Origin of the sequence: Sphingobium sp. WCS2017Hpa-17, assembly GCF_031843765.1 — a bacterium.
Classification (GTDB): Bacteria; Pseudomonadota; Alphaproteobacteria; order Sphingomonadales; family Sphingomonadaceae; genus Sphingobium.
Genome location: NZ_JAVTIV010000029.1, coordinates 1 through 23,526 on the forward strand (window position 1 = coordinate 1; position 23,526 = coordinate 23,526).

Consider the following 23,526-nt stretch of genomic DNA (forward strand, 5'->3'; position numbering starts at 1 on the left):
TATCCAGCAATCGCACCTTAATCGCAGCCCGACCTTCGGGCGTGTCTGATCGTGCCTCTGAAACGACAATTTGCCACACCCGATCAAACAATGATTGCGGTCGCTCTATGATCTTTTCAAACAGCGCTCGGCCGTCGAGAACAGCGCCCATCACCCGTCCCCCTTCCGCGCATCCGCTGGAGTAAGGGCGGCCTGTATCTTGAGGATAGCTGCCTCATCGCTGACACCGCGCGCCTTCATGTCGTTCCACCAACCGATGCGAAGGCGCTCACCCTCCCCCGCGCCAGTGGGGTAAGCTGCTTGGGTGGAGATGGCGCCACGGATTTGTTCAATTGCCGCATCTATGCCGTCGCAGGCACCAGCAGTATCGACGGATTTCTTGGCCAACTCACCAAGCCAATCAAGTTCGGCCAAAGCCTCCCGCATAGCCGCCACATCCCCGCCCGCCTGTGCATGGCGCTCGCGATGCTGGGCGAAGGCGATGCACAGACTGCCGGGCGCATTGCCGCCGTCCAGATGATCGCGCATCCATGCGTTGGCCGCGTCGGCATCGGATTGCGTCACGCTCCCGCCCGCCTGCGCGGCATCATCCGTTCGCGCTGGGGTGGCGAGGGCCGTGTGGCAAAGATCGGCAAAGCGCTGGTTTGTTGCCGCCTTCTCCGCCTTGCCCGCTTTGGCGTGTTCCGTGGCGTAGAAGGCGAATTGCTTCATACACTGATCCAGCGCCTCCCGCAGCACAACCGGCTCAGCGGCGGGAGAGTGTGCGATGGTAGGCGCGCAAGTGCAATCTGCTCGCGGACGCTGCATCGCATCGCAATCGTCGGCATGGACTTCCCGGCGAGCAAAGGCGACCAGATATCCGTCCTTGTCCAGCGTTGCCCGGCCACGCTCAATTAGCCGCTGAACGGCCTCCATGACATCACCGCTGTAATGCAACCGATCCCCACCCCCGTTGCCGATGGTGTCGGAGGCGAGGGCGCGGCGGACCTCTTCCGGGTGCATGGGATCGCCATCAGCGTTCTTCGGCATAGCGGCCAGCACGATATTGAACAGCGTACCGCCAAGGTCGCCGTCAAACTCTTCGGTTCCGTCGCACGGCTCCCAATCATCGACTTCAAGCGTCTTGGCCAGCAGGTTCACAGCATACTGGATGCCGCTTTCATAGACGCAGCGCATCGGGCTGTCATAGTCCGGCAGCGGCCCATCGAAATGCTTGAACGGCTCCAGCGCGCTACGCAGGTCATGCGAGGGGGTGTCAGTGGTCATTGGGGGTTCCTTTCAGGGCGGCGCGAGCGGCGGCGTAAGAAACGGCCAGCGCTGACCCGGCAAAAGATAGAATTTCGGAATAAGCGTCGTCTTCGGAACAGCCTTCGTCACACCCGGCTGCGCATTCCGCAGACTGGCAAAACTCCTCCAACGCCTTCGTCTTGCGCTCTAGTTCGTCTAGGAGGGCGGGAAGTTCGTTGACGGCGGCGAAAAGCTCAGGCCTCATGGTCAATGCGATCTTGCTTCCATCTGCGCCGATTATCTCAGCGTAGTCAGGACCATCCTTCGCCGACAAAGGCATAACCGCCGACAAGAAGGTCAGTACCTCCCGCAATTTCTCAATATCCACCATCACTCGGTTCCTTTCAGGAGGATTGCGCGGACCTGTTCGCCAAGCGCATGATATTCGCGCATCGTCGGGCTAGCCCAGCGCGTGATGAGCATTGCGTTGTAGCCATCTACGAAGGCATTCCGCTGCGGCGCTGTGCCAGCCATTGCTAGGATCGTCCGTATCCAAAGGACGCGCTGCGCCTCCGACAAGCCAGCCGCTATTCGCTCTGCTTCGGTCATTGGGTATTACTCCTTGAGGCAGAGAAATCGGGAAACTGGTAGACCGGCACGCCAGCAGCCTTTGCCCGCCGAACCATGTCCGCAGTCCCTCGTCCGCCGGGGAAGGCGAAGACCTTGGTGGGCTTTGCCTCGTCCAGCATCCGTTGATTGCGGATGGGGCCAGCGGCCTTTCCATGGGCGCGCCAGTCAGCCGGATAGCAATCATAATGCTCGTTGCGCGAAATCGCCCACATGCGAGCCAGCTTGTCAGCGCCAGTCGGGCAATCGCCCTGGATGATGGCGTTGATTGGCCCTTGCTCTGCCTGCATGTCCAGCACGCCGAACAGCATGGCTTGATCGGCATAGTCGCGTCCGCCGCAGACTAGGATGCGCTCAGGCGAGCCCATTCACCCTCTCCCCGTATCGGTGGGGCGGGTGGCGAGAGGGCGAGTGATCTCCGCGAGGATGACCGGGAATAGCTGGCGGTTCGACCAGAAGTCTTGCTCGCAGTCGCCGGCCAGCATCAGGTCAACGCAGAAGTCCGCTTCAACCTCTGCACACTCTCCGACGCGCCGGGCCGCCCTGAACATCTCGTTCGCCTGCCAGAAGCTGGTCGCCGGAATGTTGGCCGCCGTATAGGGCTGCTCGTTATCCGGGGTAGAGCCGCAGAAGTGGAGCCCGGTCCGACAGGGCGAGTAATTGGAGTTACCGTCCCCGTCGATCGTCGGGGCTTCCAGACGGATTCCGCCTGCGGTATTGGTGTCAGCATCCATGGCGATGTCTCCATCATCGTGTTGGTCAGGCCCCGGCGCGATGCCACTCGCGTTCGGGGCCGAATTTTCGATGTGAAGATGAACCACCGCCCTAAGGTGCGCCTCGCACCTTTGAACCGTGTTTAAGCCCGGAAAGCTGGGATAAGATCACCCGAAGGGATCAGGAAAACCCTGAGAAACCGGTCAAATCGGAACCGGATAGCGGGTTTTGTAAACCGAAGGTCGGGGGTTCGATCCCCTCATCCGGCACCATTCCCACACAAGCAGCCGAAAATCAGACTGGCTCACCCGCACGCGCCAGCAGCTTTCGAGCCTGAAGCAAATGTGGGGCATCAATCATCTTGCCGTCCAGCATCAGGACACCTGCGCCGGGGGACTGGGCAAAGGCTGCAACGATAGAGCGCGCCTGCGCGACCTGATCCGCCGTGGGGGTGAAGGCCGCGTTGATGATCGGTACCTGCGCGGGGTGAAGCGCCATCATGCCCGTAAAACCGTCAAACGCACCACGCGCAGCATAGGTGGCAAGGCCGGCTTCGTCCCGGATGGCGGGATAGACCGTCTCGATCGCCGCGACGCCGGCGGCATGGGCGCCGAACAGGGTCATGGCGCGGACCATTTCATAAGGGCTGGTATAACGGCCATCGGCATGGCGGCTGCCGATGGCGCCGATGGCCGCAGGCAGATCCTCCGCCCCCCAGGTAAGGCCGCAGAGCCGATCCGCGACCGCGCCATAGCTGCCCAGTTGGAAGACGGCCTGCGGCGTTTCGGTCGCGATCGGCAGGATCGTCATAGCGGGCGGCAGGCGATCGGCGAGCAGGGCGACGGTGGCGGCGCCTTCGCATTTGGGCAGGACGATGCCGTCGGCACCAGCCACTGCGGCAAGGTCGGCGTCCAGTTGGCCGCTGTCGATCGGATTGATTCGCACGAAGCGACCGACTGCTGCCGGGGCAGCGAGATAGTCCGCTATGGCCGCTCGCGCCCGCGCCTTGCCATCCGGCGCGACACTATCCTCCAGATCAAGGATGATGGCGTCCGCACCGCTGGCGGCGGCCTTGGCAAAACGCTCCGGCCGGTCGCCCGGCACGAAGAGGAGCGAGCGCAACCTCATGCAGGGCGCCGTTGCAGCAATGCGGTGCGCAGGCACTGGCAGACGATCTCATCCCGCTGGTTGATGAGCTCGTGGCGGAAGGTGACGAGGCCGGCAGTGGGTCGCGACTTGCTGTCGCGCAGTTCCACCACCTCGCTGGTGGCGCGCATCGTGTCGCCGATGAAGACCGGCTTGGGCATGACCAATTTGTCATAGCCCAGATTGGCGACCAGCGTGCCAAGCGTCGTTTCACCGACCGACAGGCCGATCATCAGCGAGAAAGTGAAGGTGCCGTTGACGAGAATCTGCCCGAACTCGCTCGCCCGCGCCGCCTCCGCATCGATGTGCAAAGGCTGCGGATTATGGGTCATCGTGGAAAAGAGGAGATTGTCCGTCTCCGTCACGGTCCGGCGGATAGGATGCTCGATCCGGTCGCCGACCTGCCATTCGTCATAATGACGGCCGCTCATGCCGCATCCTCCGCCACGATCCGCACCAACAATGTGCCTTCCTGTACCTGCGCACCTTGCGCATGCGGCATGTCCTCCACCGTTCCGTCGAAGGGCGCGGTCAGCCCATGTTCCATCTTCATCGCTTCCAGCGTGATCAGCTTCTGGCCCTTCGTTACCTTGTCGCCCTGCGCCACGGCGACGGCGATGATGCGGCCGGGCATAGGGGCGAGGATCGCGCCGTCGCCCGCCGCCGCCGCGCCACCCGATGCCGCGCGCCAGGGCGTGACCTGCCAGCTGCGGCCATGTTCGGTCACCAATGTCCGGGCCTGCGGGGCTGCGGTCAGGGTCTTGCCTCCAGCCCCGATCGTCACATCGACCGGCTGGCCATCGACCAGCACGCGCGCCGTTCGCCGCCCCGCGCCGTTGAGGCGGAAACCCGCGAGCGCGCCGGCACCGCCGATGCTGGCGCTTGCCTTCGCCAATGCCGCGTCGCTCGGCAGGATGGCCGGCATCAGCGCCTCCCCTTCCCGCGCGATCAGGCCGGTATCGACCTGCCCGGCGGCAAAATCGGGGTGGGCCAGCGCTCTCACCAGAAAACCGGCATTAGTGCGCAGCGGCCAGACCACGGAGCGATCCAGCGCCTCGGCCAGCGCGGTACGCGCCGCGTCGCGCGTGTCGCCATGGGCGATCAGCTTGGCGATCATGGGATCATAATAAGGCGAGATGGTCGCGCCCTGCTCCACCCCGGTATCCACGCGGACGCTGTCACCCAGATCGAAGGCATCGAGCCGCCCGATCGAAGGCAGGAAGCCTTTGGCCGGATCTTCGGCATAAAGGCGTGCTTCCATCGCCCAGCCATTGATCGTCAGTTCATCCTGCCGGCGCGGCAAAGGTTCGCCCGACGCCACGCGCAACTGCCATTCGACCAGATCCTGCCCGGTGATCGCTTCGGTCACGGGATGTTCGACCTGCAACCGCGTGTTCATTTCCATGAACCAGATACGGTCGGCGCGCAGCCCTTCGGAGGCGTCGGCGATGAATTCGATCGTCCCCGCACCGACATAGTCGACCGCCTTGCCCGCGCGCACGGCGGCGGCGCACAGGGCTTCGCGCGTCTGCGCATCCATGCCGGGCGCGGGCGCTTCCTCGATCACCTTCTGATGGCGGCGCTGAAGCGAGCAGTCGCGCTCGAACAGATGGACGATATTACCGTGCTTATCGCCGAATATCTGCACTTCGATATGGCGGGGGCGCTGGATATATTTTTCGATCAACACATGGGCATTGCCGAAGGAAGACGCCGCCTCGCGTTGGCAGGACAGCAGCGCATCGGCAAAGTCGGCCGGCTGCTCGACCAGCCGCATCCCCTTGCCACCGCCGCCAGCCACGGCCTTGATCAGGACGGGATAGCCGATCTGCGCGGCCTGGCTCTCCAGATGATCGGCATCCTGATTGTCGCCCAGATAGCCCGGCGTCACCGGCACGCCGGCGTCGGCCATCAACGTCTTGGCCGCATCCTTCAGGCCCATGGCGGTGATGCTGGCGGGATCAGGCCCGACCCAGATCAGGCCCGCATCGATCACCGCCTGCGCGAAATCGGCATTTTCCGACAGGAAGCCATAGCCCGGATGGATCGCCTCCGCCCCGGTGTCGATCGCGGCAGCGATGATTCGGTCGCCCAGCAGATAGCTTTCGCGTACGGGCGCAGCGCCAATATGCACGGCCTGATCCGCCAGCGCGACATGCAGCGCCTGCGCATCCACATCGGAATAGACCGCAATGGTGCGGATGCCGAGCCGCCGCGCAGTGCGAATGACGCGACAGGCGATTTCGCCGCGATTGGCGATGAGAAGGGACTGGATCATGGGAATCACATCCGGAACACGCCGAACGCCGGGCGTTCGGGGATGGGGGCGTTGAGAGCGGCAGCGAAGGCGAGGCCGAGCACGTCGCGGGTCTGGGCCGGGTCGATGATGCCATCGTCCCACAGCCGGGCCGAAGCGTACCAGGGATTGCCCTCTTCCTCATATTTCTGCCGGATCGGCGTCTTGAAGGCATCCGCCTGCTCCGGGGTCCAGCTCTTCGCGTCGCGATGGACGGTGGCCAGCACCGATGCCGCCTGTTCCCCACCCATCACCGAAATGCGGCTGTTGGGCCAGGTGAAGAGGAAGCGCGGCTGATAGGCCCGACCGCACATGCCGTAATTGCCCGCGCCGAAACTGCCGCCGATCAACACCGTGATCTTGGGCACGCTGGCGGTGGCGACGGCGGTGACCAGCTTGGCGCCATTTTTGGCGATCCCCTCCGCCTCATATTTGCCGCCGACCATGAAGCCGGAGATATTCTGGAGGAACAGCAGCGGGATTTTCCGCTGGCAGGCCAGTTCGATGAAGTGCGCACCCTTGACCGCGCTTTCGCTGAACAGCACGCCGTTATTGGCGAGGATCGCGACCGGCATGCCCCAGATATGGGCGAAGCCGCAGACGAGCGTGGTGCCGTAGAGCGCTTTGAACTCGTGAAACGCGCTGCCGTCGACGATGCGAGCGATCACCTCGCGCACATCATAAGGCGCGCGGACGTCTTGCGGGATAATGCCGTAGAGTTCGGCCGGGTCATATTTCGGTGCGACCGGTTCCTGAAGGTTGACCGGCGGCACGCCCTGCGGCGCGAGGGTCGCCACGATATCGCGCACGATGCTGAGCGCATGATCGTCACTGTCGGCGACATGATCGACCACGCCCGACTTGCGGCCATGCAGGTCGCCGCCGCCCAGATCCTCGGCGCTGATGACCTCTCCCGTCGCCGCCTGCACCAGCGGCGGACCGGCGAGGAAGATCGTGCCCTGATTGCGGACGATCACCGTTTCGTCCGACATGGCAGGGACATAGGCGCCGCCGGCGGTGCAACTGCCCATGACGCAGGCGATCTGCGGGATGCCGCGCGCCGACATCTGCGCCTGATTGTAGAAAATGCGGCCGAAATGGTCGCGATCGGGAAAAACCTCCGCCTGATGCGGCAGGTTGGCGCCGCCGCTGTCGACCAGATAGATGCAGGGCAGATTGTTTTCGAGCGCGATTTCCTGTGCGCGCAAATGCTTTTTCACCGTCAGCGGGAAATAGGTGCCGCCCTTCACCGTGGCATCATTGGCGGCGATCATCACCTGACGGCCGTGGAGCCGGCCGATGCCGGCCACGATGCCCGCGCCCGCGACATCGCCGCCATAAAGGCCGTTCGCCGCAAGCTGGCCGATTTCGAGGAAGGGGCTGCCGGCGTCGAGCAGATTTTCGACGCGGTCGCGCGGGAGCAGCTTGCCCCGGCCGACATGGCGTTCGCGTGCAACCTCTCCGCCGCCCAGCGCAGCGCTGGCGACGTCGGCGCGCAACTGGTCGGCCAGCGCGCGGTTATGCGCGGCATTGGCGCGGAATCCCTCGCTATCGGATGACAGCGCGGTATCGATGACCGGACCCGTCACTGTGCGGCCCCGATCAGTTCGCGGCCAATCAGCATGCGGCGGATTTCGTTGGTGCCCGCGCCGATGTCCAGCAGCTTCGCGTCACGCATATAGCGTTCGACCGGCCAGTCCTTCGTATAACCCGCGCCGCCCAGCGCCTGCACCGCCTCCAGCGCGACGCGCACCGCATTCTCGCTGGCCAGCAGGATCGCGCCGGCCGCGTCGAAGCGCGTGGTCTTGCCGGCGTCGCAGCTACGGGCGACGGCATAGACATAGGCGCGCGCGCTGTTGAGCGCGACATACATGTCGGCGATCTTGGCCTGCATCAGCTGGAAGCTGCCGATCGGCCGGCCGAACTGCTTGCGGTCGCGGACATAGGGGATGACGGTATCGAGGCAGGCCTGCATGATGCCGAGCTGGATGCCCGCCAGCACCGCCCGTTCATAGTCCAGGCCGCTCATCAGCACCTTCGTGCCGCCATTCAGCGGCCCCATGATATTCTCGCGCGGGACTTCGCAGCTATCGAACACCAGTTCGGCGGTCGGCGATCCGCGCATGCCGACCTTGTCGATCTTCTGCCCGATGGAAAAGCCGGGCATGCCCTTCTCGATCAGGAAGGCGGTGATGCCCTTGCTGCCCTCGCCGGTCCTGGCATAGACGACCAGAGTGTCGGCATAGGCGGCGTTGGTGATCCAGAATTTGGTCCCGTCCAGCACATAGCCGCTGTCCGTCTCCCGCGCCTTCAACTTCATCGACACGACGTCGGACCCGGCGCCAGCCTCCGACATGGCGAGCGATCCGACATGTTCGCCGGAGATCAGTTTGGGCAAATATTTCGCCTTCTGCGCCTCATTGCCCCAGCGACGGATCTGGTTGACGCAGAGGTTGGAGTGCGCGCCATAGCTAAGGCCGATCGAGGCGGAAGCCCGACTGACTTCCTCGCAGGCGATGACATGTTCGAGATAGCCGAGGCCGAGGCCGCCCCATTCCTCCTCCACGGTGATGCCGTGCAAGCCGAGTTCGCCCATGGCGGTCCACAGTTCGTCACGCGGGAACCAGTCCTCCGCGTCGATCCGAACGGCCAGCGGCGCGATGCGGTCGGCTGCGAAACGGGCTGTCGTATCCCGGATCATGTCGGCAGTTTCGCCCAGCGCGAAATCGAAATCGGGCGCCATCGGCCTCTCCTTAGATTTTTGACTGGGGCGAGCATAGCAGCCCGCCACCCTTTTGAAAAATTGACCGTGCGATAAGCATATAATAGATGTCATCTATGATCGAACGCTATCTGATCCACTATTTCCTGGCCGTGGTGGATCAGGGCAATTTCTCCCGCGCGGCGCAGCAATGCCGGGTGTCGCAGCCCACTTTGTCAGTCGGCATCGCAAAGCTGGAAACCCTCACCGGCCATATGCTGTTCCACCGCACCAACCGGCGCGTCGAACTGACCAGTTTCGGCGCAACTTTTGCCGTCCATGCCCGGCGGATCGAAGCCGAATTCGCCAAGGCGGTGCAGGCGATGGCGCTGGACCAGAAGAGCCGGCTGGTCCGGGTCGGGGTGATATCCACCCTGCCCTCCGCCTGGATCGAGGCGGCGACGCGCGACGCCTGTCAGGTGGACGGCGAGAAGATCGAGATTGTCGAAGGGCGGATGCGCGACCTGCTACCGCGACTGGAGCGGGGGCGGATCGACGCCATCGTCGGCATATTGGGCAATGATGCGCGGGCGCGGGAAACATGGTTCGAGGAAGGCTATGCGCTGGCCCTGTCGGACAGCCATGCACTGGCGCACCGGCGGATGCTGGAACCGGAAGAGGTGGCCGACGCCGACATGCTGGTCCGCCGCAATTGCGAGGCACTGTCGCAGGTCAGCCATTTCTTCACCCAGCGCGGCATCCGCCCCTTCTTCGCCGCGCGCACGACCAGCGACGATCGCGCCATTGCCCATGTGCGGTCCGGGCTGGGCATCACCGTGATGCCGCGCTGCTATGCGCAACCGGGCATCGCCATGCCGTTGCTCAGTGGCTTCGACATGCGGCGGCGGATCGGGCTGCTGGTCGATCCGGCCAATGCCGGGCGGGTCGAAGACAGCCAGTGCCTCCAGCGCTTTTCGGCGGCCATCCGCACCGCGGCTGCGCATTAACGGACAGGCGGAAGATCGCGGCCTCAGGCGGCAATAAATCGGCAAGGGGCCTGCTCCCAAACGCAAAATGGGGGCCGGCATTGCTGCCGGTCCCCACTTCCGTCGGACTGCTCCTCACGCATTTTTCGAACCGTCGGCCGAAACCGGCATGCTCGATCATGTGGAGGCGATCCGCGTCTCACGAGGAGATGCGATCATCGGTCCGCCGATCCTGTGCGTCATCCTTCGGGCGAAGGCGCTGCTCAGGTTTTGCTCCGACTTCTGGCCTAAGGCCGCCGATCGAAGCTTAAAATGCCTGCTTTCCATGCCCGACGTTCACTTTCGCGCGTACCCGGCAAGGGCTTCAAGCATCCCGTCCGTCTGCCCGGCTCCACCCTTACGGATATTGCCTGCCGATGGACTGTCGTTACGGCTCAAATTCCTGATTTCTCAGGGATTTCCGGAATTGGATCGCTCCGTTTCCACCGTCTCGATATAAGGATCGTCTCACCACGTCCGAGTCGTTCAAAGCGAAATCGGACAGATTTTTGACAGGCCGCCGTCGAAAGCTGTGGATAAGTGTGGATAACTTCTCAGCGCGGCGGCGACCAATCCGGTGGTGCCAGAGAAAAGCCTGCAAAATCAAAGCCCGGCGTCACGGTGCAACTGACCAGCGTCCAGCCACTCTGCGGCGTCGATGCCTGCCAGTGCTGCGCAGGCACCCAGCCCTGCGGCGTCTGGCCGTGGAGAATGTCCGGTCCGAGCAGCAGGTCGCGAGCACCCTCCCTCGGCGCGGCGACGGACAGGATGAGCGGCGCACCGGCATGCCAGAACCAATGCTCGTCGGCATCGACCCGATGCCAGTGCGATCGCTGATCCGCCTCCAGCAGGAAAAGGATCGCGGTGCCGGCGGCCCGTTCGCCCGGCGCGGCGGTGGCGCGCCACGTCTCCCGATACCAGCCGCCTTCGGGATGAGGCGCAAGGTCCAACGCCTCGATCAGCCGGCGCCCTTCCCGTTCATCGTCACCACCCATCCATCACCTCAAATTTTATTGCCTTGGAAACAGTGACTTAAATTGTTGCCTGACGTTCATGCAACCTGGATCAATGTAGAAGGGTTGAAGCGACAAATCACGCAATTCGGAGGAGAATATCATGCGTAATGCCCTGCTCGCCCTGGCCGCCATCTCGCTGGCCATCCCGGTGTCGATGGCCGTCCCGACGGATGGTGCCCAGGCCCGCAAACATTATCGCTACAAGGAATGGCGCGGTCGTGACGGCCGGACCTATTGCCGCAAGTCGAACGGCACCACCGGTCTGATCGTCGGCGGCGTCGGCGGTGCGCTGGTCGGCCGCGCAATCGACACCCGTGGCGACCGCGCCACCGGCACGATCCTGGGCGCAGCCGGCGGCGCGCTGCTCGGCAAGTCGATCGATAGCAAGCGCACCTGCCGCTGATGCCAATAACCGGCGCGTGTCAGGAGCGCGCGCCGGTCTTTCAGCGGCTGCCCCCGCTTGATGGCAACAAAAAAGGGACGGCATCCCGTCGGATGCCGTCCCTATCTGTTTGAAGCGTGCAACCGATTAGTCGGCAGCAGCGTCCGAAGCGGCGCCGCGCGCGTCTTCCACCTTAAAGGCGACCTGCTGGCCACCCGACACGCCCGAAACCTTGCCGTTCTTGACGGCCAGATTGAAGGCGACAGCGTCAGGGAAGCGACGGCCGGAAATCTGCTTGCCGGTCTTCGTGTCCTTCACTTCATACACGTAGGTATAGCCTTCGTGGGTGAAGCGCTGCTTGGGAGCAGCTTCTTCAGCCTGGACAGCGGTGGCGGCGATGGCGCTGATGGCGCCGGCGACAATGAACTTGGACAGCATTCGCATGGGTAAACTCCTTGTGAATGCCGATCAAACACCTCTTATATTCTTGTTCTGTTGAGGGCGTCATATGGCGCGGTGCGTTACAGCGACAATCGCAAAAAATGACGTTCCGATTGCATCATGTGCAACCGCGTCCCAACTGACCGATTAAGCCTTTGATAGTCCGACGATATGGTCGAACTCCCTCTTGGTCAGCGGGGCAACGGAAAGGCGCGACTGGCGCAGCATCACCATGTCGGCGAGCGCCGAATCGGCCTTCATCGCCTTCAGCGTCACCGGTTTGGCGAGCCGTTCGACCGGCGCGACATGGACCGCGATCCACTTGCCCGTATCATCGGTACTGTCGGGCGCGGCCTCCTCTACGATGGTCATGATGCCGACCGCCTCGACCCCGATATTGCTGTGATAGAAGAAAGCGAGGTCACCCTTGCGCATCGCCTTCATATGGCCCTGGGCTGCGTGATTGCGCACGCCGTCCCATTCGGCCTTCCCCTTTTTGACCAGATCGTCATAGGAGAAGGCATCGGGTTCCGATTTCATCAGCCAGTAGTTCATCCTGCCTCCTTGCAACAGCGCCCCGGCGCGATCAAGGATGCGTCATGCGCGGGCCGGCCTTATATGATGAGCCATCGCCCCTTCTGAACGAATAGTGGAGATAAGACGTGTCGCAAGCGGTACTGGATCAGGTGCCTGTCCTGTCCATGGCGGAAATGAGCAAGGCGGACTTCGCCACGGCCTTCGGCCAATCCTTCCAACGCTTCGGTTTCGCCATGGTGAAGGATCATGGTATGGACCAGAAGCTGGTCGATGATGGCTGGGCACTGGCGCGTCGCTTCTTCGACCAGCCGGTTGAAACCAAGCGCGCCTATGATGCCAAGTTCAACGGCGGGCAACGTGGCTATACGGCGTTCGGCGTCGAGATCGCCAAGGGCGCGAGCGAGAATGACCTGAAGGAATTCTGGCATGTCGGCCGTGACCTGCCCGAGGGCGATCCGTTGGCCGAGACGATGCCGCCGAACGTATGGCCGAGCGAAATGCCGGAGTTCGAGCCAGTCTTCGCGAAACTCTATCGCGAGTTCGACCGGGTGGGCGCGGAATTGCTGTCCGCCATTGCGCTCTATCTTGGGCTACCCGAACGCTGGTTCGACGGGCCGATCGAAAATGGCAATTCGATCCTGCGCCTGCTTCATTATCCGCCGGTTTCGCCGGAGGCGCCGGGCATCCGCGCGGGCGCGCATGAGGATATCAACCTCATCACCCTGCTGCTGGGCGCGGAAGAAGGCGGGCTGGAACTGAAGGATCGTAGCGGCAACTGGCTGCCCGTGGTGCCGCCGCCCGGCGCGCTGGCGATCAACGTCGGCGACATGTTGCAGCGGCTGACCAACCATCTGCTGCCATCGACCAGCCACCGCGTGGTCAACCCGCCGCCTGAAAGGCGCGGCCATTCGCGCTATTCCATGCCCTTCTTCCTGCACCTGCGCCCCGATTTCATGATCGACGCGCTGCCGCAATGCGTGAGCGAAGATAATCCGCGCCGCGATCCGCCGATCAGCGCGCATGATTATCTGACCGAGCGGCTGATCGAGATCGGGCTGATCAAGAAAATATAGAAAATTCCGTTCGGTTCGAGCAGGCTTCGAGCGAAGTCGAGAAGGCGCGTCGAGAACAGTTCTCGACAAGCTCGAACCGAACGGAACCTAATTTACCTGCGCCCGCGGCCCAGCGTGATGCCGATTTCCTCGCCGCGCTCGCTGAGCGCCAGCTTCACGATCTTCACTTCGACATGGCTGACCTTGTCGTCCTGAAGGAAGATGGTGTCGATGATATGATCGGCCACCGCCTCGATCAGGGTGAAATGCACGCCTTCGGGCAGCGCGGTCGATGCGGCGTGCTTGAGGTCCATATAGTTTTTGGACGCGGTCAGCGGCGTTTCCGGCTCATAATGATCGGCGATTCGCAGGCGCGCGCGGATGGAAATGCGCAGCGGCTGGGGGAGATGCGTCTCCTCCGAATAGATGCCGGTCAGCACATCGACGTGCAGGTTGTTGACCTCCAGCGTCAGAAAATCGTCAAATCCAGTCTGCATAGCCTTGCCACATCAGGGCCGCGTCCGCCCCACAAGATGGTGCGGGCCGGGGCCTATTTAGTCTTTCATTTTGCGAAGCGGGCGCTAAAGCCCCGCTTCCGGCGCTGCCCCATGCGCCATTGATGGCGGATCGGCAAGACGTGTCAGACATTGTGCCTCTTAACAGTCAGCCCGAAACGGCGATCGAGTTGCTGCTCGACGCGGCGTTCGGCCCCGACCGTCATGGCCGCACCGCCTATCGCATCCGTCAGGACATGCCGTGGCTGCCCGCCCTCTCCTTCGCCACGGTCGATGGCGACGGCGCGCTGATCGGGTCGCTGCAAAGCTGGCCGGTGGCGCTGACCGATGCGGATGGGCATCAGACACCGCTGATTATGGTCGGCCCGGTCGCGGTCACGCCTGCCCATCAATTTGGCGGCCATGGCCGGGCGATGATGGATGCGGTGGTCGCCACCGCCCGCGCGATGGAGTGCGAGCCGCTGATGATGATCGGCGATCCGGAATATTATGGCCGCTTTTGGGGCTTTGCCGCCGATGGCACCACAGGCTGGGACGCGCCCGGTCCATTCGAGCCGCGCCGGCTGCTGGCGCTGTCCGTCGATGGCCGTCCGGTCGGCGGCACTGGCATGCTCAGCCCCAGAATATCCGTCGCGGCCGATTAGGTCTTTGCCTGCGGGCCGCAGGCTCCTATCTCCGCCCCATGCCGATGGAACCCCTGCCCGACCTGTCCACCCTGTCGCTCGCCGATATTGCGCGGCTGGCCGCCGAAAAGCGCCTGCCCCCGGTCGAGAAATGGAATCCCGATCATTGCGGCGACAGCGAGATGCGTATCGCCCGCGACGGCACCTGGTATCATCAGGGGTCGCCGATCGGGCGGGAAACGATGGTCCGGCTGTTTTCCACGATCCTGCGGCGCGAGCCGGACGGCAGCCATGTGCTGGTCACCCCGGTAGAGAAGCTGGACATCGAAGTAGAGGATGCCCCCTTCGTCGCGGTCGAACTGAAGAGCGAAGGTGAAGGGCGGGCGCGCAGTCTGGCTTTCCGCCTGAACAGCGGGGATATCGTCACCGCCGGGCCTGACCATGGACTGACCGTGCGGGAGACGCCGGACGGGCCACATCCCTATCTGCATGTGCGCGGCGGACTGGAGGCGCTGGTCGGGCGCAGCGTCTATTATGAACTGATGAACCTGGCGCTGGGCGAAGAGAGCGATCGGGTCGGGCTTTGGAGCGAGGGCGCTTTCTTCCCACTGGATGGCGCGGCATGACGCTGGCGCAGCGGCTGCGCGCCGCACTGGAGGAAGGGCACAGGAGAACCGATATCGCGCTGGATGACGTGCGCGATCCCCGGATCATGGGTGACATAGCGCTGGCGCCGGCGGCCGTGCTGGTGGCGATCACCGACCGGCCCGAACCCGGCCTGATCCTGACCGAGCGCGCGACGACGCTGCGCAAACATGCAGGGCAGATCGCTTTTCCCGGTGGCCGCGTGGACGACGGCGACGCCGACGAGATTGCCGGCGCGCTGCGGGAAGCGCAGGAGGAGATCGCGCTAGCGCCCGATCAGGTGCAAGTGGTGGGCACATCCGATCGCTACAGCACTTTCACCGGTTTCGATATCATCCCGGTGCTGGGCGTCATTCCGCCCGACCTGCCGCTGCGCCCGCAGGAAAGCGAGGTAGCGGACTGGTTCGAACTGCCGCTGGCCTATGCCCTCGATCCGGCAAACCGGATGCGGCGCGAAGCAGAATTTGCCGGCGTCACGCGCCATTATTATGAGATTTTCTGGGAGGGACGGCGTATCTGGGGCATTACAGCAGCGATCCTGGCCAATTTGTCGCGGAGGCTGGGCCATGACCGTCCTGCCGCCTGACGCGACCTGGCGCCACCGTCCCGGACTGGACGGATTGCTGATCGCTCTGGATGTGGCTGAGGGCAAGGCTCGCTTCGTGGGCGGAGCGGTGCGCGACGGCTTGCTGGGGCTGCCCGTCAATGATCTGGATGTCGCCACGGTGCTGGACCCGCATGATGTGGTCGACCGGCTGAAGGCGGCGGGGATCAAGGCGGTGCCGACCGGCATCGACCATGGCACCATCACCGCCGTCCTGCCTGACGGGCCGGTGGAGATCACGACGCTGCGTCGCGACGTCAGCACCGACGGGCGACGCGCGACCATCGCCTATACCGACGACTGGCGCGAAGATGCGGCGCGGCGGGATTTCACCATCAACGCCCTCTATGCCGATCCCCTGACCGGCGAGATCAGCGATTATTTCGGCGGGCTGGCCGATCTGACAGCGCGGCGCTTGCGCTTCATCGGGGACGCATCGGCGCGGATTGCCGAGGATCACTTACGCATCCTACGCTATTTCCGCTTTCTGGCGCGTTATGGCGACAACGAGTTGGACAGTAGCGCGTACGATGCCTGCGTCGCCGCCGCCAACAGCCTGATGGCGCTGTCGCGGGAGCGGATCGCCGACGAACTGCTGAAATTGCTGGGCGTCGCGGCGCCGGTCCATGCGCTCAAGCTGATGATAGAGGGCGGGATATTGCGTCCGGTGTTGCCGGAGGTGGATATGGCCGGCGTGGCGCGGGTCGAAAGGCTGATCGCGCGGGAGGCGGAAAGCAAAATCGGCGGATCGGCGCTGCGCCGGCTGGCGGCCTTGCTCCCTCCGGACCCCGCGCTGGCCGATAACGTGGGCGCGCGGCTCAAATTGTCGAACAAGGCGCGCAAGCGACTGGTCGTGGCGCTGGAGCCGGCAGCAGCCACCGCTGAGACGCCGCGTGCGCTGGCCTATCGGATCGGGGTGGAAGGCGCGATCGACCGGTTGCTGCTGGATGGCGAACAGTCTTTGTCCGCGCTGGCCGCGCTGGAAAACTGGACGCCACCGGCCTTGCCGATCGGTGGCGGGGCCCTGATCACGCGCGGTCTGCCAGCCGGGCCGGACGTGGCCAAAGCCTTGCACGCGGTGCAGGCTCAATGGGTGGCGGAGGATTTTCCGGACACGGATCGCGTCGGAGCGATCGCGGATCAGATCGTCTCGAAATTCCAGCGGGCGCGCCAATAATCGAATGCGTCATTTTCGCCCATCGGCCGGGCGAAATGATAGCCCTGCCCCTGCCAGCATCCCATTTGTTGCAGGGCGTGGGCCAGCGCCTGCGTCTCGATCCCTTCAGCCGTGACCTTCAGGTTCAGCGATTCGGCGAGCGACAGGATGGTGCGGACGATCACCGCCTTGTCATGATCCTCCAGCATCGTTGACACGAAGCTGCGGTCGATCTTGAGTATGTCGATCGGCAGGCTGTGCAGGCTGGCGAGGTTGGAGAAGCCGGTGCCGAAATCGTCCATCGCGATCGGCATCTGCAACCCCTTGAGCGCGACCAGCAATTTGCGCGCCTTGTCTGGATCGGCGATGATTGCGCTTTCGGTCAATTCGGCGGTCAGGCGGCTGCCGGCAATACCGGAATAGCGCAGCGCTTCTTCGAACATGGAGGCGACATCGTCGCGCGCCATCTGGATCGGTGAGAGGTTGACATTGACCCCGACCGGCAGCGCTTGGCCGAATTTCGCGTCCCAGCGCGAAAGCGCCTGCGCTGCTTCATAGGCGGCCCAGCGGCCGAGCGGCGTGATGAGGCCGCTTTCCTCCGCCACGGCGATGAATTCGACCGGGGACACATTGCCCAGTTCCTCGTCATTCCAGCGAGCCAGCGCCTCGAACCCGGTAATCTCGCCGGTCTGGAGGTGGATGAGTGGCTGATAGGCCAGCGTCAGGCCACCCTGGGCCAGTGCATCGCGCAGCCGGCTTTCGATCGAGAAGCGGCGCTGCGCTTCCTTGAGCACGCCATTGCGGTAGATTTCGACCTTGCCGCTGCGCTTGGCGATCTTCACTGCCGCCTGCGCCTTGCGCACGACGTCATCCGGATCATCGTCCAGATTGAGCGACAGGGCGCAGCCGATCGCGCAATCGACGCGGATCTGGAGATCGCTCAGGCGAATCGGCGAACTAAGCGCCTCCTTGATCCTCTGAACGATATGAAGAGCGTCTGACAAGCCATTGTTAAGTCGTGCAAAGATAGCAAAATCATTGCCGCCGATGCGGGCCAGCACATCGCCCTGCCGCAAGCTGGACTTGAGCCGCTTGGCAACCGTGATGAGCAGTTCGTCGCCGGCCATCGGGCCGAGCGATTCGTTCACGCGGCTGAACCGGCTAAGATCGATGGCGATGATGCCGAATTGCGCGTTGTCCGGCCAGGAGCCATTCGCCAGCCGATCGTCGATTTCCTCGCCGAAGCCGGTACGGTTGGGCAGAGCGGTCAGGCCGTCCGACAGCAGCTCACGGCGCAGATTCTTCTCGATCGTCCGTTCGCTGGTGCGGTCGATCGCGGTGAAGAGATACTGTTCGGGGCGCCCTTCTGCGGCGGGGAGGCGGCCAAGCGTACACATGAAATATTCAGGGCCGAGTTTGCCATCCCGGCGTAGTTCGAAACTGTCCGAATCGTTTCCGGACTGGATGAAGCCGATGACCCTTTCTCGCCATTCCTTTGTGACCCGGTCCGACGGCTTGCTGCGTTCGGGATTGGAGCGGAAGACGGTGACAAAGCGGGCATTGCCTCGCTGGAACTGTATTTCGCTGTTTTCATATGAAAAAACGGCGGCAAGCTGGGGCAAGGCCGTCAGCCAGTCGGTCACGCCGATGGCGCAATCAGGATGTGCGTCATCGCCCCCAGCCAAGGGGGTGCCGCTGGTCTGTGTGACCGGCAAATTACGCACCGACGTCGATTCCATACCCCCGCTGTATCCAGAAGGAGTAAATTTTCGGGAAACGCTAAGCACCGATGTGGTGGAAATCAGACCAAAGGATAAAAAGCTGAAATCAGAAGCGATTGTCGCGCGGGAAGCCGGTTGGCGGCATGCGTCCGGCAGCGCCACGGGCGACTTTCCATGGCATCATGTCGCTTTCCGTCCGGGTCCGGCCCGACTCGCCGCCCATCGCCCAGCTCAGGCCATCCGACAGCTTGAAGGCGATCGCATCGGACAGGCCACCATCGCGGTAACGCTGCATCTGCACACCCTGCCCGCGCGTCATTTTCGGCATTTCCGTAAGGGCAAAGACCAGCAATTTGCGGTTCTCGCCGATGACGGCGACGCTGTCCGCCTCCGCCGGGATCGGGCGGATGATGCTCAATTTCGCGTCGGCGCGGACGTTCACGACCTGCTTGCCCTTGCGGGTTTCGGCCATCAGGTCCGCCACCGCCGCGATAAAGCCACGCCCGTCGGACGAAGCCAGCAGCAACTCGGCACCGCTCCGCGCCGGCATGAAGGCGACGATCGCGCCTTCATTGTCCATATCGACCAGCGATCGGACAGGATCGCCGAAACCACGGCCGCCCGGTAGCTTGTCCGACGCCAGCGTGTAGATGCGCCCGGTAGCCGTCGCCATGAGCAACTTGTCGGTGGTGTAGGCATGGAAGGCATATTGCGGCCCATCGCCTTCCTTGAACTTGAGCGTATCGGCGGCAGCCAGGTCGCGATGGCCGCTCATCGCGCGAATCCAGCCGCGTTCGGAAAGGATGACGGTGATCGGCTCACGCTCGATCATCGCTTCCAGCGGAATTTCGCGCGCAGGGGCGGCTTCCTCCACTAAGGTCCGACGGCGGCCCAGGTCGGTTTCGGGACCATAGCGCTTGCGCAGCGCCGCCAGATCCTTTTTCAGGCGCTTGCGTTGCAGGACCGGGCTGTCGACCAGTTTCTCCAGCTCGTCCTTTTCCTTGACCAGATCGGCATGTTCGCGCCGCAACTCCATCTCTTCCAGCTTGCGCAGGGAGCGAAGGCGCATGTTCAGGATGGCTTCGGCCTGACGATCGGTCAGGCTGAATTCGGCCATCATCACCTCCTTCGGTTCATCCTCGGTACGGATGATGGCAATCACCCGGTCGAGGTTGAGATAGGCGATGATATAGCCTTCGAGCAGTTCGAGGCGTGCCGCGATCTTCTCCAGCCGGTGCTGTGCCCGGCGGACCAGCACGTCGATCTGGTGCTTGAGCCACTCGATCAGCAGCGGCTTCAAGCCCAGCACGCGCGGGGTGCGGCTGGCGTCGAGCACATTGAGATTGAGCGGGAAACGGTTTTCCAGATCGGTCAGCCGGAACAGGCTGTCCATCAGCATCTGCGGATCGACGGTGCGCGCGCGCGGTTCGATGACGATGCGGATTTCCGTATCGGATTCGTCGCGCACATCGGCCAGGATCGGCAGTTTCCGGTCGTTGATCAACGCGGCGATCTGCTCGATCAGCTTGGATTTCTGCACCTGATAAGGAATGTGCGTGACGACGGCGATCCATGTGCCGCGCCCGCCCTCTTCCTTGTGCCAGCGCGCACGCGTACGAAAAGCGCCGCGCCCGGTGGCATAGGCTTCGGATATGATCGCGGCATTGTCGACCAGCACGCCGCCGGTCGGGAAGTCCGGCCCGCGCACGATCTGCATCAGCGCGGTATGATCCGCATCGGGACTGTCGATCAGCAGCCCGGCCGCGTCGATCAGTTCGGTGACATTATGCGGCGGGATGCTGGTCGCCATGCCGACCGCAATGCCGCTGGCGCCGTTGGCCAGCAGATTGGGGAAGAGGCCGGGGAAAACCTCCGGCTCCTCATCCTCGCCATTATAGGTGGGGCGGAAATCGACCGTGCCTTCGTCCAGCCCGGACATGAGGTCGGCGGCAGCCTGCGTCAGGCGTGCTTCGGTATAGCGCATCGCCGCTGCGTTATCGCCGTCGATATTGCCGAAATTGCCCTGCCCGTCGACCAGCGGCGTGCGCAGCGAAAAGTCCTGCGCCAGACGCACCATGGCGTCATAGACCGATGCGTCGCCATGCGGGTGATATTTACCGATGACGTCGCCGACGACACGGGCGCATTTCTTGTAACTGGTGGTGTTACGCGCCGGGTTGGCGACCAGTATGTCCGGGTTCGCGCCGCCCGGCTCCATCTTGAGCAGGCGCATCGCCCAGAGCAGGCGCCGATGCACCGGTTTCAGCCCGTCGCGCAGATCCGGCAGCGATCGCGCCGTGATGGTCGATAGCGCATAGACGAGATAGCGCTGCTGGAGCGCATCGTCGAACGGGTGATCCTTGATGGCGTCGAACGGGTCGCGATAGTCGGTCATTGCGGACGGCTTAGCAGGACGGAAGGTGAACGGAAACGGATTTGGTCAATAGCCCGACATGAGCATGTCGAGGGCGTTGGAAATGTCATAATCCCGATCCCCAAGCGATAGAACGATTTTACCTAACGACCGCGCAGACACCGTACCGGAAAATTGCGTCATCATGACCAGTTGCAGCCCGTCCACATCGAATATCGGATTGAGTTTCGCCATCGGCGTGCCGATATGCTCGATCGGAACCAGCGGCACCACGAAGCGCGTCGTCAGATGATCCAGCAGGTCGGATTGGCAATCCAGAACATGGCCGCCGTCAGGCAGGCGATGCACGCAGAAGCGCGCCATCAGAACATCCGATATTTTTCGAGCGGCAATCCATATTTTTCCACGTAAGCGTTTGAGGCAGCGATGCCAGCAGCATTTTCCTCCTGCCAGCGCCGTCCCCGTTCCGCCGCAATTTCCTTGCGCAACCCTTCTTCGCAGGCGCGCGACAGGTTGATGCCCAATGCCTTAGCATCGGCCACAAGATCGACGTCCAGCGAAAGGTTTGTCGCCTTGCGCGCAGTCATTCGTTCATGCCTGGTCATCATCGACTCCCGCATCTATCATGCGCATGAACATACGCATGGCACATCAACGCGGCAAGTAGCGCCCGTCCGGATCGGCGGCGATCTCGGCGGCGAATTCGGCGCTGATCCAGTCGCGGAATGCCTTGATCTTGGGGGTGTTGCGCGCATGCGGCGGGTAGACGATCCAGTAGCTCGCCTTGTCACGCACATAGGATGGCACCGCCTCCACCAGCAGTCCGGCCTCCACCTCGGCTCGCCAGAACATGTGGGTCAGGATGGCGATACCCTGGCCGGCCATGGCCGCCCGCCCCTCCATTACCTGACTGTCTAGCGCGATGGCGGGCGGCCCGTCATGATCGCTCGCCTCCACGCCCATCGCCGCCAGCCAGTCATGCCACCAGCTATCCTCTGGCGAAAGGCGGGGCAAGGCAAGCAAAGTGGCAGCATCCGCGATCGGGCCATGGCGGGCAAGCCAGTCGGGGCTGCACATGGGCACTAAGCGACTGTGGGTGAGCAGCTTCGCCTCCAGCCCCGGCCAGTCTCCCTTGCCGCCGCGAATGGCTAGATCGACGCCGTCGCGGGCCAGATCGACGATGGTATCATTGGCCTGGATACGCACAGCCAGATGCGGATGGCGCATCTGGAAGGTGCCGATCCGGGGCGCGAGCCAAAGATGGGCGAAGCTGTTGGTGCAACTGATCGTCAACACCGCCGAATGATCCTGCGTCAGCGCGGCGAAACCGTCGCGCATCAGGTCGAACGCACGGGTCAGGACGGGTGCGATTTCACGCCCTTTGTCGGTCAGCACCACCTTGCGTCCGACGCGTTGGAACAGGCTGAGGCCGAGCCGCTCCTCCAATAGCTTCACCTGATAGCTGACGGCGGCCTGGGTCATGCCCAGTTCCTGCGCGGCAGCCGTGAAATTTTCCAGCCGCGCGGCGGCTTCGAATACACGAATGGCGGACAAAGGCGGCAGGGTGGACATGGGATCATTTGATAAGCTGACCTTATCTATGGCGTCCAGCCTTTTGTTGGCGAACGAAGCGCTGATCGGGCAAGAGTCGGAGCGCGGACACATGTTCCGGTCCGCCTCCTGCCCCAGAAAGGACGGCATCATGCGTGACGAATATGACGACCGGCTGTGGAATGCCGGCCGCGAACATGCCAATCGTGGCATCGACCAGTTGATTGCGGCGATCATGCAGGCATTCCGAGCGCTGCATCGGGCACAATGGGCATCGCCCTGGACGGAGAACCGGTCCTGCGATCGCATCTGCAAATCCTGAAGGCCGATCATAGGAATTTGCTGCGATTGCGAGATGAGGGGTTGCGGTTTCGGCCCGAGACGCCACTCTTAAAGGTGTGACCGACACCCTTCTTTCCCCCATCGCCCTGCCCGCGCCGCCCGCCACCTTGCTGGAGGGCGCGGCGCTCTTTCTCGATTTCGACGGGACGCTGGTGCCGCTGGCCGATACGCCCGACGCGGTCGAGGTGACCGACGAATTGCTGGCCATGCTGGTCCGGTTGCGCGACCGGCTGGGCGGGCGGCTGGCGATCGTCAGCGGCCGGTCGATCACGACGCTGCGCGACCTGGGCTTTGGCGATTTCCTGATGTCCGGCACCCATGGATTGGAATTCGCGCATCCCGGTGAGGATGTGAAAGCCCCGCCCCGTCTGCCCGCAATCGACGCGGTAGAGGCCGCTTTCCACGCCTTTGCCGACGACAAGCCGGGCTTGCTGGTCGAGCGCAAGTCGATCAGCGTCGGCCTGCATTTTCGTGGCGCGCCGATCTGGGGCGAAGCGGCGGGCGCGCTCGCCGACCTGCTGGCGCGCGATCATGGGCTAGCGCTGCAACATGGTAAGATGCTGTACGAACTGCGCCCCGGCGGCGCGGACAAGGGCAGCGCGCTCACAGCATTGATGCAGGAAACCCCCATGGCTGGCGGCGTCCCCGTCTTCATCGGGGACGACGTCACCGACGAAGAAGGCTTTGCCGCGGCGGCCAAACTGGGCGGCGCCGGCATATTGGTCGGGACGCCGCGTCCGACATTGGCGTCATTCTTTTTGGAACAGGTTGCCGCCGTCAGGCATTATCTGTCCGAGGGGGCCGCCGGATAGATTTTCGGAGCCCCCTTTG

28 protein-coding genes are annotated in these 23,526 nt (G+C 63.3%); 9 read left to right on the forward strand and 19 right to left on the reverse strand.

Annotated elements, in window-relative coordinates:
- Positions 1-150: 150 nt before the first annotated feature.
- From RQH62_RS22465 to RQH62_RS22510, 10 genes are all read right to left on the reverse strand, one after another.
- Positions 151-1,266, reverse strand: a complete 1,116-nt coding sequence (locus tag RQH62_RS22465; protein ID WP_311270879.1) for a hypothetical protein — start codon at positions 1,264-1,266, stop codon at positions 151-153.
- Entirely contained in the window at positions 1,256-1,618 is a 363-nt protein-coding gene (locus RQH62_RS22470) for a hypothetical protein (RefSeq protein ID WP_311270880.1), read from the reverse strand. The genes RQH62_RS22465 and RQH62_RS22470 overlap by 11 nt, the downstream gene beginning before the upstream one ends.
- Positions 1,618-1,836 (reverse strand): hypothetical protein, encoded by a 219-nt coding sequence (locus RQH62_RS22475; protein ID WP_311270881.1) that lies wholly within the window; start codon positions 1,834-1,836, stop codon positions 1,618-1,620. The genes RQH62_RS22470 and RQH62_RS22475 overlap by 1 nt, the downstream gene beginning before the upstream one ends.
- Positions 1,833-2,222 carry a DUF2493 domain-containing protein gene (locus RQH62_RS22480; RefSeq protein WP_311270882.1) on the reverse strand — a complete coding sequence of 130 codons (390 nt, stop codon included), beginning with the start codon at positions 2,220-2,222 and terminating at the stop codon, positions 1,833-1,835. Before RQH62_RS22480 ends, RQH62_RS22475 begins: the two co-directional genes overlap by 4 nt.
- The gene (locus RQH62_RS22485; RefSeq protein WP_311270883.1) at positions 2,223-2,588 is read right to left on the reverse strand and encodes a hypothetical protein; all 366 of its coding nucleotides are present in this window, start codon (positions 2,586-2,588) and stop codon (positions 2,223-2,225) included.
- 274 nt (positions 2,589-2,862) lie between these two features.
- A complete protein-coding gene (locus RQH62_RS22490) occupies positions 2,863-3,696 on the reverse strand; it encodes a CoA ester lyase (protein WP_311270884.1) in 834 nt (277 codons plus the stop codon).
- Entirely contained in the window at positions 3,693-4,145 is a 453-nt protein-coding gene (locus RQH62_RS22495; RefSeq protein ID WP_311270885.1) for a MaoC family dehydratase, read from the reverse strand. Before RQH62_RS22495 ends, RQH62_RS22490 begins: the two co-directional genes overlap by 4 nt.
- Complete coding sequence (locus RQH62_RS22500; protein WP_311270886.1) at positions 4,142-5,992, reverse strand: acetyl/propionyl/methylcrotonyl-CoA carboxylase subunit alpha; 1,851 nt, start codon at positions 5,990-5,992, stop codon at positions 4,142-4,144. Before RQH62_RS22500 ends, RQH62_RS22495 begins: the two co-directional genes overlap by 4 nt.
- 5 nt (positions 5,993-5,997) lie before the next feature.
- The gene (locus RQH62_RS22505) at positions 5,998-7,599 is read right to left on the reverse strand and encodes a carboxyl transferase domain-containing protein (RefSeq protein ID WP_311270887.1); all 1,602 of its coding nucleotides are present in this window, start codon (positions 7,597-7,599) and stop codon (positions 5,998-6,000) included.
- Positions 7,596-8,753: an isovaleryl-CoA dehydrogenase gene (locus RQH62_RS22510; RefSeq protein WP_311270888.1), complete on the reverse strand. Its 1,158-nt coding sequence runs from the start codon at positions 8,751-8,753 to the stop codon at positions 7,596-7,598. The genes RQH62_RS22505 and RQH62_RS22510 overlap by 4 nt, the downstream gene beginning before the upstream one ends.
- A 95-nt stretch (positions 8,754-8,848) precedes the next feature.
- On the opposite strand from RQH62_RS22510, the gene RQH62_RS22515 reads away from it, so the two are divergent.
- Positions 8,849-9,718, forward strand: a complete 870-nt coding sequence (locus RQH62_RS22515; RefSeq protein WP_311270889.1) for a LysR family transcriptional regulator — start codon at positions 8,849-8,851, stop codon at positions 9,716-9,718.
- Between the two features lie 572 nt (positions 9,719-10,290).
- Here the strand turns inward: RQH62_RS22515 and RQH62_RS22520 are convergent.
- Positions 10,291-10,731 (reverse strand): cupin domain-containing protein, encoded by a 441-nt coding sequence (locus RQH62_RS22520; RefSeq protein ID WP_311270890.1) that lies wholly within the window; start codon positions 10,729-10,731, stop codon positions 10,291-10,293.
- A 121-nt stretch (positions 10,732-10,852) separates the two neighbouring features.
- Here RQH62_RS22520 and RQH62_RS22525 point away from each other — a divergent pair, with 121 nt between their 5' ends.
- Entirely contained in the window at positions 10,853-11,155 is a 303-nt protein-coding gene (locus RQH62_RS22525; RefSeq protein WP_311270891.1) for a glycine zipper 2TM domain-containing protein, read from the forward strand.
- A gap of 126 nt (positions 11,156-11,281) precedes the next feature.
- On the opposite strand, the gene RQH62_RS22530 is transcribed toward RQH62_RS22525, so the two are convergent.
- Together RQH62_RS22530 and RQH62_RS22535 are read right to left on the reverse strand one after the other, a co-directional pair.
- Positions 11,282-11,572 carry a hypothetical protein gene (locus RQH62_RS22530; protein ID WP_311270917.1) on the reverse strand — a complete coding sequence of 97 codons (291 nt, stop codon included), beginning with the start codon at positions 11,570-11,572 and terminating at the stop codon, positions 11,282-11,284.
- 150 nt (positions 11,573-11,722) lie between these two features.
- Complete coding sequence (locus RQH62_RS22535; protein ID WP_311270892.1) at positions 11,723-12,130, reverse strand: EVE domain-containing protein; 408 nt, start codon at positions 12,128-12,130, stop codon at positions 11,723-11,725.
- 107 nt (positions 12,131-12,237) lie between these two features.
- On the opposite strand from RQH62_RS22535, the gene RQH62_RS22540 reads away from it, so the two are divergent.
- Positions 12,238-13,185 carry a 2-oxoglutarate and iron-dependent oxygenase domain-containing protein gene (locus RQH62_RS22540; protein ID WP_311270893.1) on the forward strand — a complete coding sequence of 316 codons (948 nt, stop codon included), beginning with the start codon at positions 12,238-12,240 and terminating at the stop codon, positions 13,183-13,185.
- A gap of 92 nt (positions 13,186-13,277) precedes the next feature.
- Here RQH62_RS22540 and RQH62_RS22545 read toward each other — a convergent pair whose 3' ends face one another.
- Entirely contained in the window at positions 13,278-13,661 is a 384-nt protein-coding gene (locus RQH62_RS22545) for a dihydroneopterin aldolase (RefSeq protein WP_311270894.1), read from the reverse strand.
- Positions 13,662-13,783: 122 nt separating this feature from the next.
- Here RQH62_RS22545 and RQH62_RS22550 point away from each other — a divergent pair, with 122 nt between their 5' ends.
- The 4 genes from RQH62_RS22550 to RQH62_RS22565 are packed head-to-tail and all read left to right on the forward strand — an operon-like array spanning position 13,784 to position 16,728.
- Positions 13,784-14,323 (forward strand): N-acetyltransferase, encoded by a 540-nt coding sequence (locus RQH62_RS22550; protein WP_311270895.1) that lies wholly within the window; start codon positions 13,784-13,786, stop codon positions 14,321-14,323.
- Between the two features lie 38 nt (positions 14,324-14,361).
- On the forward strand, positions 14,362-14,928 hold the full coding sequence (locus tag RQH62_RS22555; RefSeq protein WP_311270896.1) for a DUF1285 domain-containing protein: 567 nt from the start codon (positions 14,362-14,364) through the stop codon (positions 14,926-14,928).
- Positions 14,925-15,533: a CoA pyrophosphatase gene (locus RQH62_RS22560; RefSeq protein WP_311270897.1), complete on the forward strand. Its 609-nt coding sequence runs from the start codon at positions 14,925-14,927 to the stop codon at positions 15,531-15,533. The genes RQH62_RS22555 and RQH62_RS22560 overlap by 4 nt, the downstream gene beginning before the upstream one ends.
- Positions 15,514-16,728, forward strand: coding sequence for a CCA tRNA nucleotidyltransferase (locus RQH62_RS22565; RefSeq protein ID WP_311270898.1), 1,215 nt, complete (start codon positions 15,514-15,516; stop codon positions 16,726-16,728). Before RQH62_RS22560 ends, RQH62_RS22565 begins: the two co-directional genes overlap by 20 nt.
- On the opposite strand, the gene RQH62_RS22570 is transcribed toward RQH62_RS22565, so the two are convergent.
- The 5 genes from RQH62_RS22570 to RQH62_RS22590 all read right to left on the reverse strand — a co-directional run bounded on the left by RQH62_RS22570 (position 16,692) and on the right by RQH62_RS22590 (position 22,374).
- The gene (locus RQH62_RS22570; RefSeq protein WP_311270899.1) at positions 16,692-18,446 is read right to left on the reverse strand and encodes an EAL domain-containing protein; all 1,755 of its coding nucleotides are present in this window, start codon (positions 18,444-18,446) and stop codon (positions 16,692-16,694) included. The genes RQH62_RS22565 and RQH62_RS22570 overlap by 37 nt on opposite strands.
- An 88-nt stretch (positions 18,447-18,534) precedes the next feature.
- Positions 18,535-20,823, reverse strand: a complete 2,289-nt coding sequence (parC, locus tag RQH62_RS22575) for a DNA topoisomerase IV subunit A (RefSeq protein ID WP_311270900.1) — start codon at positions 20,821-20,823, stop codon at positions 18,535-18,537.
- Between the two features lie 45 nt (positions 20,824-20,868).
- The gene (locus tag RQH62_RS22580; protein WP_311270901.1) at positions 20,869-21,165 is read right to left on the reverse strand and encodes a CcdB family protein; all 297 of its coding nucleotides are present in this window, start codon (positions 21,163-21,165) and stop codon (positions 20,869-20,871) included.
- The gene (locus tag RQH62_RS22585; RefSeq protein ID WP_311270902.1) at positions 21,165-21,422 is read right to left on the reverse strand and encodes a type II toxin-antitoxin system CcdA family antitoxin; all 258 of its coding nucleotides are present in this window, start codon (positions 21,420-21,422) and stop codon (positions 21,165-21,167) included. Before RQH62_RS22585 ends, RQH62_RS22580 begins: the two co-directional genes overlap by 1 nt.
- A gap of 31 nt (positions 21,423-21,453) precedes the next feature.
- A complete protein-coding gene (locus RQH62_RS22590) occupies positions 21,454-22,374 on the reverse strand; it encodes a LysR substrate-binding domain-containing protein (protein ID WP_311270903.1) in 921 nt (306 codons plus the stop codon).
- A 130-nt stretch (positions 22,375-22,504) separates the two neighbouring features.
- On the opposite strand from RQH62_RS22590, the gene RQH62_RS22595 reads away from it, so the two are divergent.
- Positions 22,505-22,675: a hypothetical protein gene (locus RQH62_RS22595; RefSeq protein ID WP_311270904.1), complete on the forward strand. Its 171-nt coding sequence runs from the start codon at positions 22,505-22,507 to the stop codon at positions 22,673-22,675.
- Between the two features lie 76 nt (positions 22,676-22,751).
- Positions 22,752-23,507 (forward strand): trehalose-phosphatase, encoded by a 756-nt coding sequence (otsB, locus tag RQH62_RS22600; RefSeq protein WP_311270905.1) that lies wholly within the window; start codon positions 22,752-22,754, stop codon positions 23,505-23,507.
- Positions 23,508-23,526 lie beyond the last annotated feature (19 nt).

Coding starts and splice junctions, on each gene's coding strand:
- RQH62_RS22585 (WP_311270902.1), bottom strand. CDS start 21,422: ATGCGGGAGTCGATGATGACCAGGCATGAACGAATGACTGCGCGCAAG.
- RQH62_RS22470 (WP_311270880.1), bottom strand. CDS start 1,618: ATGGTGGATATTGAGAAATTGCGGGAGGTACTGACCTTCTTGTCGGCG.
- RQH62_RS22520 (WP_311270890.1), bottom strand. CDS start 10,731: ATGGGTGGTGACGATGAACGGGAAGGGCGCCGGCTGATCGAGGCGTTG.
- RQH62_RS22530 (WP_311270917.1), bottom strand. CDS start 11,572: ATGCTGTCCAAGTTCATTGTCGCCGGCGCCATCAGCGCCATCGCCGCC.
- RQH62_RS22555 (WP_311270896.1), top strand. CDS start 14,362: ATGCCGATGGAACCCCTGCCCGACCTGTCCACCCTGTCGCTCGCCGAT.
- RQH62_RS22590 (WP_311270903.1), bottom strand. CDS start 22,374: ATGTCCACCCTGCCGCCTTTGTCCGCCATTCGTGTATTCGAAGCCGCC.
- RQH62_RS22550 (WP_311270895.1), top strand. CDS start 13,784: ATGGCGGATCGGCAAGACGTGTCAGACATTGTGCCTCTTAACAGTCAG.
- RQH62_RS22570 (WP_311270899.1), bottom strand. CDS start 18,446: ATGGAATCGACGTCGGTGCGTAATTTGCCGGTCACACAGACCAGCGGC.
- RQH62_RS22465 (WP_311270879.1), bottom strand. CDS start 1,266: ATGACCACTGACACCCCCTCGCATGACCTGCGTAGCGCGCTGGAGCCG.
- RQH62_RS22525 (WP_311270891.1), top strand. CDS start 10,853: ATGCGTAATGCCCTGCTCGCCCTGGCCGCCATCTCGCTGGCCATCCCG.
- RQH62_RS22560 (WP_311270897.1), top strand. CDS start 14,925: ATGACGCTGGCGCAGCGGCTGCGCGCCGCACTGGAGGAAGGGCACAGG.
- RQH62_RS22515 (WP_311270889.1), top strand. CDS start 8,849: ATGATCGAACGCTATCTGATCCACTATTTCCTGGCCGTGGTGGATCAG.
- RQH62_RS22500 (WP_311270886.1), bottom strand. CDS start 5,992: ATGATCCAGTCCCTTCTCATCGCCAATCGCGGCGAAATCGCCTGTCGC.
- RQH62_RS22535 (WP_311270892.1), bottom strand. CDS start 12,130: ATGAACTACTGGCTGATGAAATCGGAACCCGATGCCTTCTCCTATGAC.
- RQH62_RS22475 (WP_311270881.1), bottom strand. CDS start 1,836: ATGACCGAAGCAGAGCGAATAGCGGCTGGCTTGTCGGAGGCGCAGCGC.
- RQH62_RS22565 (WP_311270898.1), top strand. CDS start 15,514: ATGACCGTCCTGCCGCCTGACGCGACCTGGCGCCACCGTCCCGGACTG.
- RQH62_RS22485 (WP_311270883.1), bottom strand. CDS start 2,588: ATGGATGCTGACACCAATACCGCAGGCGGAATCCGTCTGGAAGCCCCG.
- parC (WP_311270900.1), bottom strand. CDS start 20,823: ATGACCGACTATCGCGACCCGTTCGACGCCATCAAGGATCACCCGTTC.
- RQH62_RS22495 (WP_311270885.1), bottom strand. CDS start 4,145: ATGAGCGGCCGTCATTATGACGAATGGCAGGTCGGCGACCGGATCGAG.
- RQH62_RS22490 (WP_311270884.1), bottom strand. CDS start 3,696: ATGAGGTTGCGCTCGCTCCTCTTCGTGCCGGGCGACCGGCCGGAGCGT.
- RQH62_RS22480 (WP_311270882.1), bottom strand. CDS start 2,222: ATGGGCTCGCCTGAGCGCATCCTAGTCTGCGGCGGACGCGACTATGCC.
- RQH62_RS22510 (WP_311270888.1), bottom strand. CDS start 8,753: ATGGCGCCCGATTTCGATTTCGCGCTGGGCGAAACTGCCGACATGATC.
- RQH62_RS22545 (WP_311270894.1), bottom strand. CDS start 13,661: ATGCAGACTGGATTTGACGATTTTCTGACGCTGGAGGTCAACAACCTG.
- RQH62_RS22595 (WP_311270904.1), top strand. CDS start 22,505: ATGCGTGACGAATATGACGACCGGCTGTGGAATGCCGGCCGCGAACAT.
- RQH62_RS22580 (WP_311270901.1), bottom strand. CDS start 21,165: ATGGCGCGCTTCTGCGTGCATCGCCTGCCTGACGGCGGCCATGTTCTG.